The organism is Anaerotaenia torta (assembly GCF_050433395.1).
GTDB classification, from domain to species: domain Bacteria; phylum Bacillota; class Clostridia; order Lachnospirales; family Lachnospiraceae; genus Mobilitalea; species Mobilitalea torta.
Window position 1 is genome coordinate 155,008 of record NZ_JBNPXH010000006.1, and the last position, 18,114, is coordinate 173,121.

12 protein-coding genes are annotated in these 18,114 nt (G+C 44.5%); 10 read left to right on the plus strand and 2 right to left on the minus strand.

All coding sequences use genetic code 11. The annotated features are described in order from the left end of the window. Positions 1–130 precede the first annotated feature (130 nt). Both prmA and HNQ56_RS11600 read left to right on the plus strand, forming a co-directional pair. Positions 131–1,090 (plus strand): 50S ribosomal protein L11 methyltransferase, encoded by a 960-nt coding sequence (prmA, locus tag HNQ56_RS11595; protein WP_429146017.1) that lies wholly within the window; start codon positions 131–133, stop codon positions 1,088–1,090. Positions 1,091–1,162: 72 nt separating this feature from the next. Next, positions 1,163–1,312 (plus strand): hypothetical protein, encoded by a 150-nt coding sequence (locus HNQ56_RS11600; RefSeq protein ID WP_429146020.1) that lies wholly within the window; start codon positions 1,163–1,165, stop codon positions 1,310–1,312. Between the two features lie 48 nt (positions 1,313–1,360). Here HNQ56_RS11600 and HNQ56_RS11605 read toward each other — a convergent pair whose 3' ends face one another. Both HNQ56_RS11605 and HNQ56_RS11610 read right to left on the minus strand, forming a co-directional pair. Further along, entirely contained in the window at positions 1,361–3,019 is a 1,659-nt protein-coding gene (locus HNQ56_RS11605) for a response regulator transcription factor (RefSeq protein WP_429146023.1), read from the minus strand. 31 nt (positions 3,020–3,050) lie between these two features. Next, entirely contained in the window at positions 3,051–4,829 is a 1,779-nt protein-coding gene (locus HNQ56_RS11610) for a sensor histidine kinase (RefSeq protein WP_429146026.1), read from the minus strand. 276 nt (positions 4,830–5,105) lie between these two features. Between HNQ56_RS11610 and HNQ56_RS11615 the strand changes: the two genes are divergently transcribed. The 8 genes from HNQ56_RS11615 to HNQ56_RS11650 all read left to right on the plus strand — a co-directional run bounded on the left by HNQ56_RS11615 (position 5,106) and on the right by HNQ56_RS11650 (position 18,101). After that, entirely contained in the window at positions 5,106–6,827 is a 1,722-nt protein-coding gene (locus HNQ56_RS11615; protein ID WP_429146029.1) for an extracellular solute-binding protein, read from the plus strand. Between the two features lie 67 nt (positions 6,828–6,894). Beyond that, positions 6,895–7,818, plus strand: a complete 924-nt coding sequence (locus HNQ56_RS11620; protein WP_429146031.1) for an ABC transporter permease — start codon at positions 6,895–6,897, stop codon at positions 7,816–7,818. Between the two features lie 41 nt (positions 7,819–7,859). Continuing rightward, positions 7,860–8,741 (plus strand): carbohydrate ABC transporter permease, encoded by an 882-nt coding sequence (locus HNQ56_RS11625; RefSeq protein WP_429146034.1) that lies wholly within the window; start codon positions 7,860–7,862, stop codon positions 8,739–8,741. An 88-nt stretch (positions 8,742–8,829) separates the two neighbouring features. Then, positions 8,830–10,284 (plus strand): L-arabinose isomerase family protein, encoded by a 1,455-nt coding sequence (locus HNQ56_RS11630; protein WP_429146037.1) that lies wholly within the window; start codon positions 8,830–8,832, stop codon positions 10,282–10,284. A gap of 12 nt (positions 10,285–10,296) precedes the next feature. After that, entirely contained in the window at positions 10,297–10,956 is a 660-nt protein-coding gene (locus HNQ56_RS11635; protein WP_429146040.1) for an SGNH/GDSL hydrolase family protein, read from the plus strand. A gap of 52 nt (positions 10,957–11,008) precedes the next feature. Then, positions 11,009–13,483 (plus strand): hypothetical protein, encoded by a 2,475-nt coding sequence (locus tag HNQ56_RS11640; RefSeq protein ID WP_429146043.1) that lies wholly within the window; start codon positions 11,009–11,011, stop codon positions 13,481–13,483. After that, the gene (locus HNQ56_RS11645) at positions 13,476–15,905 is read left to right on the plus strand and encodes a glycoside hydrolase family 2 protein (protein WP_429146046.1); all 2,430 of its coding nucleotides are present in this window, start codon (positions 13,476–13,478) and stop codon (positions 15,903–15,905) included. Before HNQ56_RS11640 ends, HNQ56_RS11645 begins: the two co-directional genes overlap by 8 nt. A gap of 135 nt (positions 15,906–16,040) precedes the next feature. Continuing rightward, positions 16,041–18,101: a beta-glucosidase gene (locus HNQ56_RS11650; protein ID WP_429146049.1), complete on the plus strand. Its 2,061-nt coding sequence runs from the start codon at positions 16,041–16,043 to the stop codon at positions 18,099–18,101. The last annotated feature ends 13 nt before the right edge of the window (positions 18,102–18,114 follow it).

The following is an 18,114-nucleotide window of genomic DNA, read 5'->3' on the forward strand; positions in this document are numbered from 1 at the left end:
AAGAAACCCGGAATGGCTCCCGTTGGAACCTGGAATAGGTTTTGACAGGAGGGATTTCGGGTTTTATAGAGTTGGAAAGCAATTCTTCCGGATTTTTGTGCCGCGGATGGGCGGTAGAATGGATGTTGACATGAAATGGACAAAGTTTACCTTGGATACAACGACAAAAGCCGTTGATCTGATTAGTGATATGTTAAACGACCTGGGGATCTCAGGAATTGAAATCAGCGATAATGTACCGATTACAGAGGAAGAGAGAAAGCAGATGTTTATTGACATTCTGCCGGAGCTGCCGAAGGACGACGGATGGGCGCAGGTCAGCTTTTATCTGGATGCGGAGGAGGATGCCGAGGCCCTGCTGGACAAGGTACGGGAAGGGCTCCTGGAGCTGTCGTCCTATACCGAGATTGGAAAAGCCAGTATCCATAAATCTGAGACAGAGGACAAGGACTGGATTAATAACTGGAAGCAATTTTTCAAACCCTTCCGGGTGGATGATACCATTGTGATCAAACCGACCTGGGAAGAGCTGGAGGAAACCTGGGAAGGGGATCTGGTAATCGAAATTGATCCGGGCATTTCCTTTGGCACAGGCTCTCATGAGACCACAAAGCTCTGTATTATAGGAATGAAGAATTATATGAGTGAGGATGCTGTGGTTCTGGATGCGGGCAGCGGCAGCGGAATTCTGTCCATTATCGCGAAAAAGCTTGGTGCAAAAGAGGTTCTGGGCATAGATATTGATTCTAACGCCACCGATTCGGCTATTGAGAATGCTCAGGTCAATCAGTTGGAAATTAAAGAAGGAAATCTTAGATTTATTACTGCTAACATCCTTGAAGAAGATAGTATCACGGATTTGCCTGAAAGAGAACAGTACGATATGGTAGTGGCTAATATTCTGGCCGATGTAATCATTCCTCTGTCTAAGGTGATTGGTAACTATCTGAAACCGGGCGGTATCTTCATCAGTTCAGGGATTATTCATATGAAGGAAGCCGCCGTAAGGGAGGCAATCCTGGAAAATCAATTTCAGATATTAGAGGTCAACCGTATGGGGGACTGGGTATCCTTCGTAGCGCAAAAGTAAATCGAAAATAGATGGAATTATGTATTAAAGCCACTCGAAAACCGTTGAGAACGGTGGATGGGAAGGATAAGCATGAAAAAGAAGCATTTGTTTCGATTTGTATTAGCTCTAGTTGTTTATGCCGTTTTCTTGATAGTCATTGATTGGATTTTAGGAATTGGCATTCATGATACCTGGGATAAGCTTATGGATTGGGCCAATAAAAAAAATCATAAACGATGATAGTCAAGCAGAGCTCAAGGATAAAAAAGCAGGGCAATATCTGGCAAATCAAAATTTGCTACTTAAAATTTTATCCCGGTACTGCTGGGGAGAGAGGTTAGTCAGCCGCTTGATATAATTATTGAAATAGGTCCTTGAATGAAAACCCACTGCATTGGCAATATCTCCTATATTGAGAGAGGGATCCAGCATTAGCTCTTGAATCTTAGCAAGCTTCTTTCTTGCAATATAATCGCTTATGGTATAGCCTAAGTTCTCGGAAAAGAACTTGGACAGATAGGTTGCGCTGTAACTGGTTAGGGCAGACAAATCAATCAATGAAATATCTTCCGTAATATGGCTATCAATATAATCCTTTACACGTTGTATCGTATCAATAGAGGATCTTTTTTTGGCATCACTTTGCAGGGTGAAGAGAACCTTGGAGATTTCGTTTAAGTGAGATGCGATTTCCTGCCAGGAGGGCAATAGCCAAGGCCGAAACAGAATTCCTGTTCCGGTGTAAAAGGCAATCTTTGTGGTCAGGTTCCGCTCGTTGATATAGGAGATGATAACCATAATGGTATTATAATAAATCTCCAGTACGATAGTATTGTGCCAGTTGACATTGTTTTCAAGATATTTGCAGACCGTATCCAGAGCTTTAAAGTAACTGTCCTGTTTACCGTATTCCAGACTCTTCTTCATGTTATTAAAAAAGGAAGGCTTAAATATATCCTCTTCTCTTACCGGCCTTGCTTTTGCGTCGGGCAGGTATAGTTCATTGGCATGGTAAACATAGATGAATTCTTCATCAGAATCGAAGACATTCATCAGATTTCGTCCCGTATAATACAGATCAGATAATTCCGAGGGGCTGTTCACGTAGGAGCCAACCAGAAAATTAATTCCGGCTGCCAGCGTCTCGCGGCAGGATTTTTGAGCAAGCTCCAGCGCACCGGTCAGGATGGAGGAAAAGTTATTTATGAATAAGGTTCTAGGCTCAATAATCCAATAAATCTGGTTTGATTTTATCTCAAAGACTATTTTCTTAACATAAGGCTCCATATAATGCATGGTAATTTTATTGATTTGGAAAGGTTTAATGACATCATTCATGTTCTTAACTTCCTGCCCATCTATGGAAGAATTACTTAAATCGCCAATTACAAGGCAGTACTGGGATGTCTCTTCGGTAAAGCCAAGGGCTTCCTTGGCCTGAATTAATTCCTCCTCGGAAGAATAATGGCCCTGCAGCCAGAGGAAGAAGAGCTGGCGATTCAGTTGAGTCTGGGATATCTTCAGGTCCTTTTGGATATCGTTGATCAATTTATTTTGATTCGTTTCTTTTTCAATCAGTTGTATTGCTTGGAATACTTCCTGCAGAATCTCATTATCACTTGCTGTCTTTAGAATGTAGCTGGACACACCTTGCTGGATTGCCTGAACTGCGTAGTCAAATTCAGAATACGCGGTAAGCAGGATGCATTTACAGGAAGGCCAGAGCTGGGTAATCTGTCTGGATAATTCAAGACCATTCATATTCGGCATGCTGATATCGGTGATTAAAAGATCGATTCTGGACTTCTTAATAATCTCCATTGCACTCAAGGAATGATAAGCCCGGTAAACATTATAATTCACATTACCCTGCTTCTCAAGTAGATCGGAGAGCCAATCTACTATGAAGGCTTCGTCGTCTACAATGAGTATCGTATATAAGTTCATTTCAGAACCTCCTTTGGTATTATAATTTAGTCTAGATCATCTTATTCCGATTGGATGGAGTAACTTCTAAGGGGATGTTTAACCGTACTATAAGGCCGGAGGGCAGATTCTTTTCAAAGCTAATCCCTCCCATATCACCGTATACCAGTCTCAGACGCTTATGAATATTAACCAGGGCGGTTGTTTCCTGTTCAGGACTGATGGGACTGTCCAGAATACGTTCAAGCTGAGCGATCATTTCTTCATTAACGGCTTCGCCATTATCAGACACCTCAATAATTAATAAAGTATTTTTGGCTGTACAGCTTAGAGTAACAATTCCCTGTTCCAGCTTCTGGTTTAAGCCATGTTCCAGGGCATTCTCCAGCAGAGGCTGAAGAATTAGCCGCGGAACCTCCAGCATCCGATATTCTTCCGGAAGGGGCTTAATCTCTATCTTAATTCGCATGGAATACCGGATTGCCTGGATTTCCAGGTAATTAACGGTATGAGCCCATTCTTTCTCCAAGGTTTCCATATCATTCTTGTTCCGTGTTATATATTGAAAATAATTGCCCATATGTGCGGAGAGTTCTTTGGCACTCTCCAGATCCTCATTGCCGATCATGCGATGAAGTATGAAATAGGTGTTATATAGAAAATGAGGATTAATTTGCATCTGCAATTGTTTCAGCTCCATCTTTTTGGAATAGATCTCATATTTATATACCTGATCAATGGAGAGGCTTAATTGTGCGGCCATCTTATTAAATCCCCGGATCAAATAGTCGAATTCCTTTGAGGTGCGCATGGAAGGGAGTTCTATGTCGTAATTACCGGATTGAATGGAGTGATAACCGCCTAAGATTGTGCTAATCGGCCGATTCACCAATATAACTGAGGTAATGGTATAGGCTGCAATTCCGATGATGGATAATAAGGTAAACACGAACAAATATCCGCTCATTTTCCTGGGGAGATAAAGTAATTTATCAATCGGTATGAATTGTACAAAGGAACAGTTTAGATAGGGTGAATACTCTGCTATGATATAATAGGAATCCTTCTTGAAGGAGGTTGTTGTGCTATTAGAGCTATCGGATAACAATTTCTGCTCAAGCAGAGGATAATATGCTTCATAGGGGTTATTCTTCGGAATGATTGACGAAGCATGAATTGGGTTATGATAGGTATGATCATAAACAATCGTGTCATAATCAATATTCGAAGAGGAGAGATAATCCAGGATATAGCCTTCTGAAAGCGACATGGTAATGATATAGAAAGGCTCCGAGTTTGTAAACTGAGTATTAACCGGATACATAGTTCCGAGAATAAGCTGGTTGTTGTGCCTTTTGAGCGGATGATAGGTATCCTTTAATATTGTAGTAAGGGCATCAAAATGGCTGTTATCGGTAGGAATCAGTCCTTTACCGGCGGTTAGTGATTTAGACAAATTTTGATAATATATCGTTACATTAGTCACAAGACCATAATTGGTAGGGTAATGCTTGATCAAATCATATTGATCCAGAAGGCTGATATAATATTCTGCTGCGGAATAACTGGAATTATTTAAGGAGAATTGGCTGAACAGATTCATATTTGATAACCGTTCCAATTGACTGGATAATTCGTAAATCTCCGTCTCCAGATGTTCTTTCAGGTAATGTACCTTTAAGGCTGAGGTGTCTTCGATTTCTCTTTGTATGGTATTCTTGGTCCAGGTAAAAAGAATAAGCCCGGTTGCTTCGAAGGGAATCATTATAATTAAAAAGGTTAGGAAAAGTCGAAAGAATATGGAGTCAAAGGACAGAAATCGATGCTTCATCATCAGCACCTCCTTATATATAGGATACAATAGCATAGCGAGCATATGCTTTTCTTCATGCTATAATTAAAGTCTAGCATAATAGAATTCCTAAAGCAATTTATAGATTTTGTGATTCTGTTGTTTGAATAGAAAAATGATAAAATATGTGAAACAATACAAAAAAACAAAAAAATGATAAGTAGGATCAAAAGCATTTGGAATAGAGGAGAGGGGCGGGTACCGGTATAATAGTCTGTGTAATACACTAACCACAATATTACAAGGAGGATATTTATGAAAAAGAAACTAATTGCAATGTTATTAGTATTTGCTATGGTTGTGTCGGTTTTCACAGGCTGCAGTGGTAAAAAGGAGAACGAGACGGACCAAAAAGCAGGGAATAACGAAGCTAAGCCTACACAGACTGATGAGGCAGAGGAAGAGGAAGAGGAAGTGGAAGCTGCAGATCCTTTTGGTAAATATGAAGAGGGAGTTACGTTAAGAGGCGCCTGGCTTGATACAGGAGGCACCGTATTTGTTCCGGGCAACCCGGATTATGATTCGGCAGAAAAGAATGTCTATATTACTGCCTATAAAGAAAATCTGGGTATTGACGTGGTTTATGACTGGGTGTCCTCGGATACAGATGCATATAATACAAAATGGAACATGGCCATGGCTCAGAATGATCTGCCTGACTTTGGCATGGTTTATGAGGAACAGTACAAATTGCTGCTGGATGCAGGCTTAGTAATGGATATGACGGATATCTTCGAAAAGTATGCCAGTGATAAATATAAGGAATTCTTAGCAGCGGACGGCGGAGCAACCCTTGGTTACAGTACGCAGAACGGAAGGATGATGGGTCTGCCTATCACCGGTGCACAGCCTGACTCTGTTGCATTGTTCTATATCAGGCAGGATTGGCTTGACAAGGTGGGCATGCAGCTTCCCAAGACGATGGATGAGCTGGTTGCTGTGGCGCAAGCCTTTGTAGACAACAAATTAGGCGGAAAAGATACCTATGGTTTAGTTGGTTCCAAGGAAAGCTTTGGTCTTGATTTAGGCTTTCAAGGTTTCTTAAACGGTTACGGCGCTTATCCGGATTCCTGGATTATGGATGCTTCCGGTAAGCTGATATACGGAACCACAATGGAGCAGACAAAAGCAGGATTACTTAAGCTGCAGGAGATGTATGGTAAAGGATTAATCAATAAGGACTTTGCTGTTACGGATAAAACCATTGCGAAGGAAGATGTTGCAGCCGGTAAGGTTGGTATTGTTTATGGCACTTATTTTCTGGCATCCGGTGTTTCGGACAGTGCGACAAAGGATCCCGAGGCAAACTGGGTGATTACCGATATTCCTACTGCAGATGGAAGCGCACCCATAGTGCAAGGCTCTGTCAGCCGTAATCAATTTATCTTTGTTAATAAGGAATGTAAAAATCCCGAAGCAGTTGTTAAACTGATTAACCTTGAAATTAGCTTGATTTTCAATGAAGATCCTGAAATTGTTAAGAAGTACACTACGCATCTGGGACCGGATGGAGAGAAAAATGTTCAGACATCAAAATATGTTGCTACCGTACAATTTTGTGGTATGCCCTGGCAGAATTTGACCCGTTATCAAGAGTCGGTAAAAGCCCTTGAGACAGGAGTGGAGGATTTCTCCATTGCCTTATCTCAGACAACCTACCAAAATCACTTGAAATATGAGAGCGGAGATATCACTCAATGGAATAGCTATCATATTTTCGGACCGCAGGGAACCTTCTCTGTTATTAAGAGAATAAAAGAGGAAAACAGAATTATTATAGATGCTTATCAGGCAATTCCTACCGAGACTATGAGTGCAAAGAAGAGCATTCTGATGGATTATCTGAATACAGCTATGACCAAGGTAGTTATGGGTGAGGATATTTCTGTATATGAAGGAGCTGTGAGTGATTGGTATAAGAATGGCGGCCAGATTATGACGGATGAAGTGAATGCATGGTATGAGAACAATAAATAAGTAACCATTGTATATAATGCCGATTGTAGAATTTCTATAATCGGCATTATAAATCAGGAGGAACGATATGAAACAAAGATCAAGAAAGGAAAAATTTATTCGGTTAATGAAACGGGACGGAGCATTGCATCTGATGCTGCTGGCTCCGGTCACTATGCTGCTCATTTTCCACCATATACCACTGTTTGGAATTGTCATTGCATTTCAGAATTATAATCCTGCGAAAGGCTTCGCAAAGTCGCCCTTTGCAGGGCTGGGTAATTTTAAGGAACTATTCATGACACCGGGTTTTATACAGTCCGTTGAGAATACAGTCATTATTGCCTTGGGTAAGATAGTCCTGGGTATCCTCGTACCGGTTACAGTGGCATTACTCTTGAATGAAATGAGAAAAGCCCGAGTGAAGAAAACAATTCAGACAATGATTTACCTTCCTCATTTTATTTCCTGGGTTTTGATGGCGGGTATTATCATAGAGATTTTAAATCCGAGAAACGGTATGCTCAATCAATTCCTTGGTCTGTTTGGTGTTGAGCCGATTTTTTTCCTGGGAAGAAATGATATCTTCCGTAAGATCATCTGGGCGACCGACACCTGGAAGGAATTCGGTTATGCAACCATCATCTATATGGCGGCACTTACCAGCCTGGACCCTGCGCTCTATGAAGCCGCATCCCTGGACGGAGCAGGATATTTAAAAAAAATGCGGCATATTACATTACCGGGAATCAGTGTGACCATTATTCTGCTTATGACCTTGAAGATGGGGTCTATCCTGAATGCCGGATTTGATCAGATCTATAATCTTTACAGCACCATTACTTATGATAGCGGAGATATTATCGATACCCTGGTTTACCGGTTAGGACTCGGAGGCGGCCGTTTCAGTCTTGCATCTGCTGCCGGATTATTTAAGTCGGTAATCTCGGGCACATTGCTTGTTCTTTCCTATAAAGTCGCCTATAAAACAAGTGGTTACCGGGTGTTTTAAGAGAACATGCGCATAAGAAATGTGCAGGAATGGGGGTATCTATGTTATATAAAGAATCGATTGGAAGAAGGATTTTTGTGATCTTCAATTATGCCTTCTGCTCTTTACTGGCAATCGTATGTATATTGCCGTTAATTCATATATTTGCTATTTCATTAAGTGATAATATAGCAGTCAACGCCGGCGAGGTTAAGCTGTGGCCGGTGAATTTCACCTTAGCTTCCTACGAATACATACTTGGGGAGGTAAAATTCTTTCGCGCCATGTCCGTCTCCGTTATGAGAGTTGTGTTAGGGATTGCGGCGGGAATGCTGATGACGGTATTGGCAGCTTATCCGTTATCTAAGACAAGGCGCCAGTTTGCCGCGAGACAGTTCTATGTATGGTACTTTATGATTGCTATGATGATCAGCGGCGGATTGATTCCGAATTACTTATTAATAGCCGGCCTTGGTCTCTTGGACAGTGTATGGGCTCTGGTGCTTCCTGTTGCTGTTAATGTGTTTAATATTATTTTGCTGCAGAATTATATGAAATCATTGCCGGAGGAAATTATGGAGTCCGCATTTGTGGATGGAGCCGGACATTTTAAAGTGTTATTCAGAATTGTACTTCCCTTATGCAAACCGGTATTAGCTACCCTGGTACTGTTTATTGCGGTAGCCCACTGGAACAGCTGGTTCGACGGATTGATCTATATGAACCGGGTACAGAACTATCCGCTGCAATCGTATCTGCAGACGATCGTTGTAGATATTGATATGGATCTGGTTCAGAATGTGGATGATCTGCTGTTAAATGTTACTCAAAAGAGCAGTAAATCGGCCCAGATATTTCTGGCGATGCTGCCGATCTTATGTGTATATCCCTTCCTGCAGAAGTATTTTACCAGCGGCATTGTAATGGGAAGCGTTAAGGGATAAAGGAAGATAGTGTGAAAATTAAAATTTTCACACGGCAAATTTGTACCGGAGCCCAAATTTCCGGGCATCGGCAGTATGGAGGATTGAGATGATAGAACGTAAGAAACCGAGAAATGCCAGAATAGGGGTATTCGGGGTTGGCCATGCCACCTACTGGAGCCAGTTTGACGGTTTATATATTTCGTTATCAGGTTATCACCGGGAGGCGGTACGGCTCATTGGTGAGAATGAGGTTGAGACCATTGATTATGGCATGGTTGATTCCAGCGAGGCCGCCTATGAGACTCTGAAGAAGATGAAGCGGGATGATCTGGATATGGTATTCTGCAATATGGTTACCTATGCCACCTCCTCCGTCTTTGCACCAATCATGCGGGATATTAATCTTCCCGTCGTATTGCTGGCCTTACAGCCTCTGCATGGACTGGATTACAGCAAAGCCTCGACACATATGCAGCTGGAGAATGATAATATCTGTTCTGTGCCGGAATTTACAGGAGTAGCAATTCGCCTGGGGAAAAGGGTAGCAGATGTGATCATCGGAACTTTATATGAGGATGAGGAGGCAAAGAGGGAGATCCGTACCTGGTGTGAGATCGGAAAGGTGCTGCATGACCTGAAGGGAGCGAGAATCGGCCTGATGGGTCATGTTATGGAAGCAATGTATGATATGCATACGGATCCGACTGCAATTTCGGCGGCTTTTGGACTTCATATTCCCTTGCTTGAGGTGGAGGATGCGGTACGCCTCTTTCACGAAGTTACCGACCAAGAGGTAGAAGATAAGATTAAGATCATCGGGGAAGAGTTTGATATGCCGGAACCTGTGAGCGATCCCGTAACCAAAAAGCTGACCGGGGAGGATCTGTACCAGGCAGCGAAGAATGCCGTTGCCTTGGATAAATTAGTGGAGCAATATCATTTGACAGGCTTAGCGTATTATTACGAAGGAGAAGGCAACAGCATTCAGCAGAAGGTGGCGACTACCTTTATCGTAGGCAATTCCATTCTGAATGCACAGGGAATACCCATGTGCGGCGAGTATGATGTAAAGACCTGTATCGCCATGCTGATTATGGATCGTTTGAATATCGGCGGAAGCTTTGCGGAATTCCATCCCTTTGATTTTAAGGAGGACTTTATTCTGGTAGGACACGACGGGCCCCACCATATTGCCATCGCAGAAGGGAAGCCGGTACTGCGAAGCCTTACCAAGTATCATGGAAAGCCGGGAAACGGAGCCTCTGTGGAATTCAAAATAAAAGAGGGGCCCATTACGATGTTGGGCATCACACAGAACGCGGAGGGCAAGTTCCGCTTTGTTATCGGAGAAGGCTTCTCAAAGAAGGGGCCGATTCCCCCAACGGGCAATACCAATACCAGAGGCTTCTTTGAGCCAACCACAAAAGAATTCGTAAAGAAGTGGGTAATGCAGGGACCGACCCATCATTATGCTCTTGGTATCGGACATTATGCCAAAACGATACAGAAGATTGCGGATGTCCTGGGCATTGATTCGGTCATCGTATCGGGAAGGGACTAGAAAGGAGCAGGTATGACTGCGGATAAGAGCACTTATCTCTCTGAAGAAGTAAGAAGGTTGAAGCAGGTATGGCCGGAGAATAAGAATTACCATATTGTATGCCATGGCCATAGCATACCCTGCGGATATACGGCGGCACATGTGGTAAGGACCTTTGATGCTTATCCTCATCAGCTGCATCAGATATTAAATCAACGATTTCCTACTGCTGTGATCAATATAATTACCAGTGCCATCGGCGGTGAAAATTCTGTCTCCGGTGCGAAGCGCTTTCGAGAGGAGGTTCTGTGTCACAGACCGGATCTGGTTACCCTTGATTATGGCAGAAATGATATGTATCTGACGAGGGAAGCCGCTGAGGCGGCCTGGCGTCAGATGATAGAGGCAGGATTAGCCTTCGGGGCCAAGCTGATCCTTATCACTCCGGCCCCTGACTGCAGGAAAGAATATTATACCGCCAGAAGTTCCGGTGATGAAGAATTATCGGATATGATCAGAAGATTAGCCGCAGAATACGGGGTCGGTCTGGCGGATGCGGCACAGACATTTGATCAGAGACTGGCTTTAAGCCATTTGCTCAGTTCTTATTTGATCAGCGTCAATCATCTGACCAGAGAAGGACATGGCGTCATTGCAGCGGATTTGGCGGATTGGTTTCCCTATGTCTGTTGAGTGGCCGGGCATCTGAGTAATGAAATAACCTGGCAAAGGTTTGGAGGTTAAGATGAAGAAGTTCAAAAATATTACATTGGAAATCAGCTTAAAGCCCTTTTATTCCCTGGAGGAGGAAGCGATAAAAGAGGTATGTACAAGATTCTTCCGCCAATGGAATGATCTGTTGGAGGATGCAGCTATGGTATCCGTATTATTGTGGACCTCAGATGGGTCAGAGATACTGGAATACACTGGTGATACGGAGGAGAAGTTTGAATGGGCCAGGTATATCGGGGGTGCGAATCCCAGAATGGACTGGGACCGGGAGAATGATCCGAAGCGTATCAATCTGCATGCCATCTATTATCCATACCGGGAGAATCCCATTGAACCGACTTATGGGGATTACAAGGCTTTAATAGGATATATAAAGGAGATTGGAAGAAAGGAAACCGGTAGGGAGATCCGTGTGGGAGCGACCTTTGATCCGGGTCCGGAATTTGCAAAGTCAGAATTTAAATATATACGTCACAATGAGATCTGCATTGGTGAATCCATGGGTAAATCCAGCATGGTCTGCTGTTATGCCAGGCTGAAGGCGGAGGACAGAGCATATGCCGGATTTCCGGAGGGGATTCAGGAGGGGACTCCTTTTGGAACCTTTTTTGGCCGGCAAGCCCGGATATTTCTCCAAGATATGGGCTTTGACTATCTCTGGCTCTCCAACGGCTTTGGCTTTGGTACTGAGACCTGGGGCATGATCGGTGCCACCTTTGATCGAAATCAGTTCTACGAGGATAGAATGGAGCAGGTACAGAAGCAAATCATGGAGTTTTGGAAGCTGTTTCGGGAAGAATGTAATTTCCCGGTTGAAACCAGAGGAACCAACCTGACACTGGGAATCGATCTGGCCTCGGATGCCGTGAATTTAAAGAAAATCTATGAGGGCGGCTTTGATATCCTGCCTCCCTGTAATTCCCCCTGGGCAGCCATTAATGGGGACTATGGCATGGAATTAGCCGGCTATATGTCACGTATGGCACATCTTCCGGAAGAGGATTATATTTATCGTTTTTATGTCCATGATCCCTGGTGGATGAATAGCCCCTGGCTTGACCGGTACGAACGTCAGCCCCATGATATCTATCTGCCCCTGGCAGTTGCAAGAATCAACAGAGACGGTGAGATGGTACTCCCCACCCATCTGAATTTCCTTACCATAGACAACTCTCTGGGAGAGCTGCCGGATATCTGTCCCCGGGAGATTATTCCCCATATACAGGAGGCCATGAGAACGGCTCCTGATGAAGCATCACCGCTGGTATGGGTATATCCCTTTGATGAGTATTGTGATATCGAAGCCAGGAGAGCCTCCAAGCCCTTCTTTGAGGATATGTATATTCGGGGTGCAATTAATCATGGTTTCTCCCTGAGCACCGTGATTGCTGCCGATTACTTTGAGGCATTGCTTAGAGAGGGGACGCTGGAGGTGTCAGGTCACATCTATGTTACTCCGGTTCCGGCCAGAGGCAGCAGGATGAACCAGGTTTTATGCCGCTTTATCAAAGAAGGGGGTAAGCTGATGCTGTATGGAAGTGTCAGTGAGGCGGAGGAATGCCTGCTGGACTTACTGAATCTTCGCTGCGAATCCGCCATCAGCGGTATCTGCCAGGTGAAGAGCTTTCTGGAGGAAGATGGATGCGAGGAGGAAGGAGCAGACAAGGTAGTGATAGATCCGACCCTGTCGGACGGGGGAATCGACACCCTGTTAAAGCATGAATCAGATCCCTCCACCAGAGTACTTGCTGTATTAAGCTCAGAAGACAAGGAACGGGTAGCAGGAATTTACCGGGCGATGGAAGCCTGGATGGGCGGAGCAGTAATTTGGCTGAGGGGGAATAACAGCGGCCGCTTCTTGGGAAAGGATGCGAATATGACCTCGTATTCCGAGAAAGAGATCTATCCGACAGAGCGCTTCCCAAGACAGGCAGCCGGACTCTTTGGATTTGAAACAATATACAGCAAGAAAAAGCAAAACAGTAGGGAGCCGGTAGTGATGCTGTCCCGTCATGAAAATGCCTTTTTCTATTCCGGCTATTCACCGGATACCACAGTAAGATTGAAGCTTCGAACTCCCCTGGGCGCACCGGTACTCCTTGGCGAGGAGACCTATCTGGATCGGAACAGAAGCGTTTACCAACTGCCAAGGGCATGGCATAAGGAGTGCCGGGTATTCGTCTCCCAGGAGGACAATGGGGTAATCAGCTGCAGAGACATTGCCCCGGCAAGCTACTATATGTACCGAAGGATTGAAGTTACCGGCCTGGTGAATGCAAAGGTGTATGCGGCTCCAAGAACAGGATACGAGGGCAGGACACAGATATTATTAAATCCCAGAGGACCTCTGGTTACGGGAGAGGAGCTTGAGATTAAGCTTGTGGATACTCCCTACGGACCGATGTTGGAACTGAATAACATTACCGGAAGAATCATAATATCAGAACAGCATGTTGATTTTGACAGGGAGGAAGCAGAGTATGTATAAAAAATTTCTTAACCAGGGTTGGCAGATGCGCGGCAGGAAGGAAGAGAATTACCTTCCCGCTGCCGTGCCCGGATCCGTATATTTGGATTATCTGCTGGCAGGCAGAATGGAAGACCCCTATTATAGAGACAATGAATTAAAGGCATTAAAGCTGATGGAGGAGGATTATGAATACCGGACGACTTTTTCCGCTCAGGAATTACTAAGCTTTGACAGAACCATCCTGAGGTTTGAAGGTCTGGATACCCTGGCGGAGGTATCAATCAACGGTAAGGTGTATTCCGTGGACAATATGCACCGTACCTGGGAATTTGATATTAGTGAATTGCTGAAACCGGAAGGAAATGAGATAAAAATCCTGTTCTATTCGCCCACGAAGTATATTAGTGAAAAATATGAGAAGAAGCGTCTCCATGGATCAAGGGACGCCATGAAAGGATTTCCTTATTTAAGAAAGGCGCACTGTATGTTTGGCTGGGATTGGGGCCCCAGGCTGCCGGATGCAGGGATCTGGCGTGATGTAATTCTATATGGTTACAATACGGCCAAACTGGATCAGGTGCTGATCAGGCAGAGACATGAGGCGGATAAGGTCAGGTTAAATCTTCAGGTTGAATTGGAAAAGCCGGCATGGGCGGAAAATGTGAAATTACATTACTGTGTTACGGTGACCTCCCCGGAGGGAATAAGCAGGACCTTTGAGAATTCCCCTTCAGAGATAGAAATCGGGAATCCCATGCTGTGGTGGCCCAATGGACTGGGGGATCAGCCTCTTTATGAGGTGAGAGTTGATTTATACCAAGAGGAAGAGCGGCTGGACTCCTGGGAGAGAAGGATTGGCCTTCGAACCGTCAGTATCTCTCAGAAGGAGGACGAATACGGTAAAAGCTTTGCCCATATTATCAATGGTGTGGAATTCTTTGCTATGGGAGCCGATTATATTCCCGAGGATAACCTTTTTGGAAGAATTACCAAAGAAAGAACGGATAAATTATTAAAGCAATGTGCAGCCGCGAATTTTAATACGATCCGGGTATGGGGAGGCGGTTATTACCCGGATGACTTCTTCTTTGATGCCTGCGACCGGTTAGGGTTATTGGTATGGCAGGATATGATGTTCTCCTGTGCTGCATATGAATTATCCGAGGAATTTGAGGAAAGCATCACCCGGGAACTGGAGGATAATATTAAAAGAATTCGTCACCATGCATGCTTAGGTCTATGGAGCGGCAACAATGAGATGGAAATGTTCATCATGGATAAGAATGGCTATACGGATGAGAACCGGGCTGATTATATTAAGATGTATGAATATATCTTTCCCAAGCTGCTGAAGAGGCTTGACCCGGATACCTTTTACTGGCCCTCCAGTCCCTCCTCCGGCGGCAATATGGATCATCCCAATGCCTTTGACCGCGGAGATGTTCATTACTGGTCCATCTGGCATGGGGATATTCCTTATACGGATTACCGTAACTATTATTTCCGCTATTTAAGTGAGTTTGGCTTCCAATCCTTCCCGTTGCTGAAAACGGTAGAAAGCTTTACTCTTCCCGGGGATCGTAATATATTCTCTTATGTAATGGAGAAGCATCAGCGTAATAATGCCGCCAACGGCAAGATTATGAAATATCTGAGCCAGTACTTCCTTTATCCCAATGATTTTGGTTCACTGCTGTATGCTTCCCAGGTATTGCAGGCCGATACCATCCGCTATGGTGTGGAGCATTTCAGAAGATACCGGGGGCGTTGTATGGGTGCGGTATATTGGCAGCTCAATGATATCTGGCCTGTGGCATCCTGGTCCTCCATCGACTATTTTGGCAGATGGAAGGCCCTGCATTATCATGCGAAGAAGTTCTTCGCGCCGGTTCTTCTATCCTGTGAAGAAGAAAGTATCACGACCCAGGATTATAATGTGAATGCGCAGCCTTACACAGAGAATAAATCCGTGAGATTTAATATCAGTAATGAGACCTTTCATGTGCAGAACCTTAAGGTGCATTGGTGTGTACGTAACCAGAAGGCAGAGATCCTTTCGGAGGAATGGATGGAGGCTCAGGTAGAGCCGTTTTCCGCCTACTTCTTTCATAAGGTTGAACTTCCCCATCTGGACCGCTTTACAGAGTATGTGAGCTATGATTTATACCGGGAGGGCAAGAAGCTCCAGGGAGGAACCGTTTTATTTCTGCAGCCAAAGCATTATCCGTTTGTGAATCCGGAATTGGAATGCTTTGTCCTGGGAGATGAAATTATTGTAAGGGCAAAGGCTTATGCCAGAAGTATTGAGATATTGAATGAAAATGAGGACATGGTGCTCTCAGATAATTATTTTGATATGAATGCGGGTGAATATCATGTCAGGATATTAGAGGGTAAGCCGGAGAACTTAAGAATTAGAAGCGTATATGATATTAAGTAATAGCCCTACTAACAAAGTGCCAAGATAATCAATGATGAAAGCTTACTGTTTTTTAAGTATATAATGAAAGGAAGCCCGCAATGCTGGCTTTCTTTCCTGTAATGGGATAAATAATTTGATTCCAGGGAGATGCATATGAATATAAATGAATTAATACATGAGATGACATTGGAGGAAAAATGTACGCTTTTAACCGGAGGCGGAGCTTTGAAGACGGCAGCAATAGAACGTCTAAATATTCCTAAACTGGAGATGAGCGATGGACCCCACGGTGTTCGGCGCCTGCTAAAGCACCCGATTCCGGAATATGTACAGGAGTGTAATATCGACGGGGGAGATGTATGCTTCCCTACCGCCTCTGCCATGGGCAGTACATGGAATAAGGAACTGGTTTATGAGACCGGGCAGGCAATTGCCAGGGACTGTATCGAGGAGGGGATTGAGATGCTATTGGCTCCGGGCGTGAATATGAAACGAACCCCCTTCTGCGGCAGGAATTTTGAGTATTTTTCTGAAGATCCGTTATTATCCGGAGAGCTTGGAGCAGCTTTCATTCAGGGAGTGCAAAGCAAGGGAGTCGGAACCAGCTTGAAGCATTTTGCTGCAAACAACCAGGAAATCTGGAGATCCTCCATATCGGTAGAGGCGGATGAGAGAACTCTGCGGGAATATTACCTGAAGCCCTTTGAAATCGCTGTGAAAAAGGGGAAGCCGGTCAGTGTGATGTGTGCCTATAATAAGCTGGGCGGTATCTGGTGCTCGGAGAATAAGTGGCTGCTGCAGGATGTATTACGGAAGGAATGGGGGTATGACGGTCTCATTGTATCGGACTGGCATGCGGTTCATAACCCTTCTAAGGCACTGGCGGCAGGAATGGATCTTCAAATGCCAAGAAATCTTGAGATCATCGGGCAGCTAAGGCAGGGCTTGGAACAAGAGCTGATTACAGAAGAGGATATCAATCGTGCCTGCTCCTCCATTCTTGGGCTGATTGCCCGCCTGAAGGAACAGAAGAAGCCGAAGGAAGCATATCATCGGGGGAAGCAGCATGAGGCCGCTTATCATTGTGCGGCAGAAGCAATCACTTTGTTAAAAAATCATGAGTCAATTCTTCCGATACAGATGGAACAATATAAAGGCATTGCAGTTTACGGCGAATTCGCAAAGACCCCGGTGATTATGGGCGGGGGCAGCTCAAAGGTTACCGTGGAGGAGGAATCCATTGACCGGCCCCTGGATTATATGATTGAGTACACGGCCAACAGAACAAATCTTGTCTTTGAACCGATCTATGGTGCAACGATTGACGGTGTCCGCAGAGTCCAAAGAATTCAGGAATTAGCACAGACCACAGATCTGGCCATTGTATTCGCGGCGAATGAGCCGGGGCTTGAGACAGAGGGGGCAGACCGCAACAGGCTCACCTTCTCTGACTATATCAACGATACCATGGAGGAGATTTGTTCGTATTATGAGAATGTTATTATAGTAATGCAGTCAGGTTCCTGTATTATTCCCGCTAAATGGGCGGAGAGGGCAAAGGGTATCCTTCAGATGTGGTACAGCGGAGAAGCCGGCGGAAGAGCCATTGCAGATATCTTATTCGGTACAATAAATCCTTCCGGAAAGCTGTCAGAAACCTTCATAAGTAAGGTACGGGAAGGGCTGGATTATCCGGGAAACGGAAGATTTATACGGTATAATGAAGGCAGCTTCCATGGCTACCGTTATTACGACTGTCATCCCGAGGAGGTTTGGTACCCCTTCGGTCATGGACTTTCCTATACAAATTATGATTATTCCGATCTTAGCATTACCCCGGAGACCTCCGCCAATGAGAAGCAGGAGGTTATAGTGTCCTTCCGCCTCAAAAATATTGGCAGGATGCGCGGCAAGGAAATTGTCCAATTATATGTAGGACAGGAGGAACCGGTTATTATGAGGCCGGACAAAGAACTGAAGGCTTTTGACAAGATCGAATTGGAGCCCGGCGAGGAAAAGCTTGTTGTATTCCCTTTGGATGCGGAGGCATTCTCCTATTACAATCCCTATCTGAAAGCCTGGCATGTGGAAAGCGGATATTATACCATTAAGATCGGAGCATCCAGTCAGGATATCCGTCTGACCGGAGAATATAAGCTGACCTGGGACAGGGATTATACGGTAATATTGAAGAACAAAGCGTTGATCTTATAGTGATAGATTGGAG

What these genes read in the sequence shown, in the direction of transcription:
- HNQ56_RS11605 (WP_429146023.1), bottom strand. Translation starts at nt 3,019, where the DNA reads ATGAACTTATATACGATACTCATTGTAGACGACGAAGCCTTCATAGTA.
- HNQ56_RS11635 (WP_429146040.1), top strand. Translation starts at nt 10,297, where the DNA reads ATGACTGCGGATAAGAGCACTTATCTCTCTGAAGAAGTAAGAAGGTTG.
- HNQ56_RS11615 (WP_429146029.1), top strand. Translation starts at nt 5,106, where the DNA reads ATGAAAAAGAAACTAATTGCAATGTTATTAGTATTTGCTATGGTTGTG.
- HNQ56_RS11630 (WP_429146037.1), top strand. Translation starts at nt 8,830, where the DNA reads ATGATAGAACGTAAGAAACCGAGAAATGCCAGAATAGGGGTATTCGGG.
- prmA (WP_429146017.1), top strand. Translation starts at nt 131, where the DNA reads ATGAAATGGACAAAGTTTACCTTGGATACAACGACAAAAGCCGTTGAT.
- HNQ56_RS11620 (WP_429146031.1), top strand. Translation starts at nt 6,895, where the DNA reads ATGAAACAAAGATCAAGAAAGGAAAAATTTATTCGGTTAATGAAACGG.
- HNQ56_RS11645 (WP_429146046.1), top strand. Translation starts at nt 13,476, where the DNA reads ATGTATAAAAAATTTCTTAACCAGGGTTGGCAGATGCGCGGCAGGAAG.
- HNQ56_RS11650 (WP_429146049.1), top strand. Translation starts at nt 16,041, where the DNA reads ATGAATATAAATGAATTAATACATGAGATGACATTGGAGGAAAAATGT.
- HNQ56_RS11640 (WP_429146043.1), top strand. Translation starts at nt 11,009, where the DNA reads ATGAAGAAGTTCAAAAATATTACATTGGAAATCAGCTTAAAGCCCTTT.
- HNQ56_RS11600 (WP_429146020.1), top strand. Translation starts at nt 1,163, where the DNA reads ATGAAAAAGAAGCATTTGTTTCGATTTGTATTAGCTCTAGTTGTTTAT.
- HNQ56_RS11610 (WP_429146026.1), bottom strand. Translation starts at nt 4,829, where the DNA reads ATGAAGCATCGATTTCTGTCCTTTGACTCCATATTCTTTCGACTTTTC.
- HNQ56_RS11625 (WP_429146034.1), top strand. Translation starts at nt 7,860, where the DNA reads ATGTTATATAAAGAATCGATTGGAAGAAGGATTTTTGTGATCTTCAAT.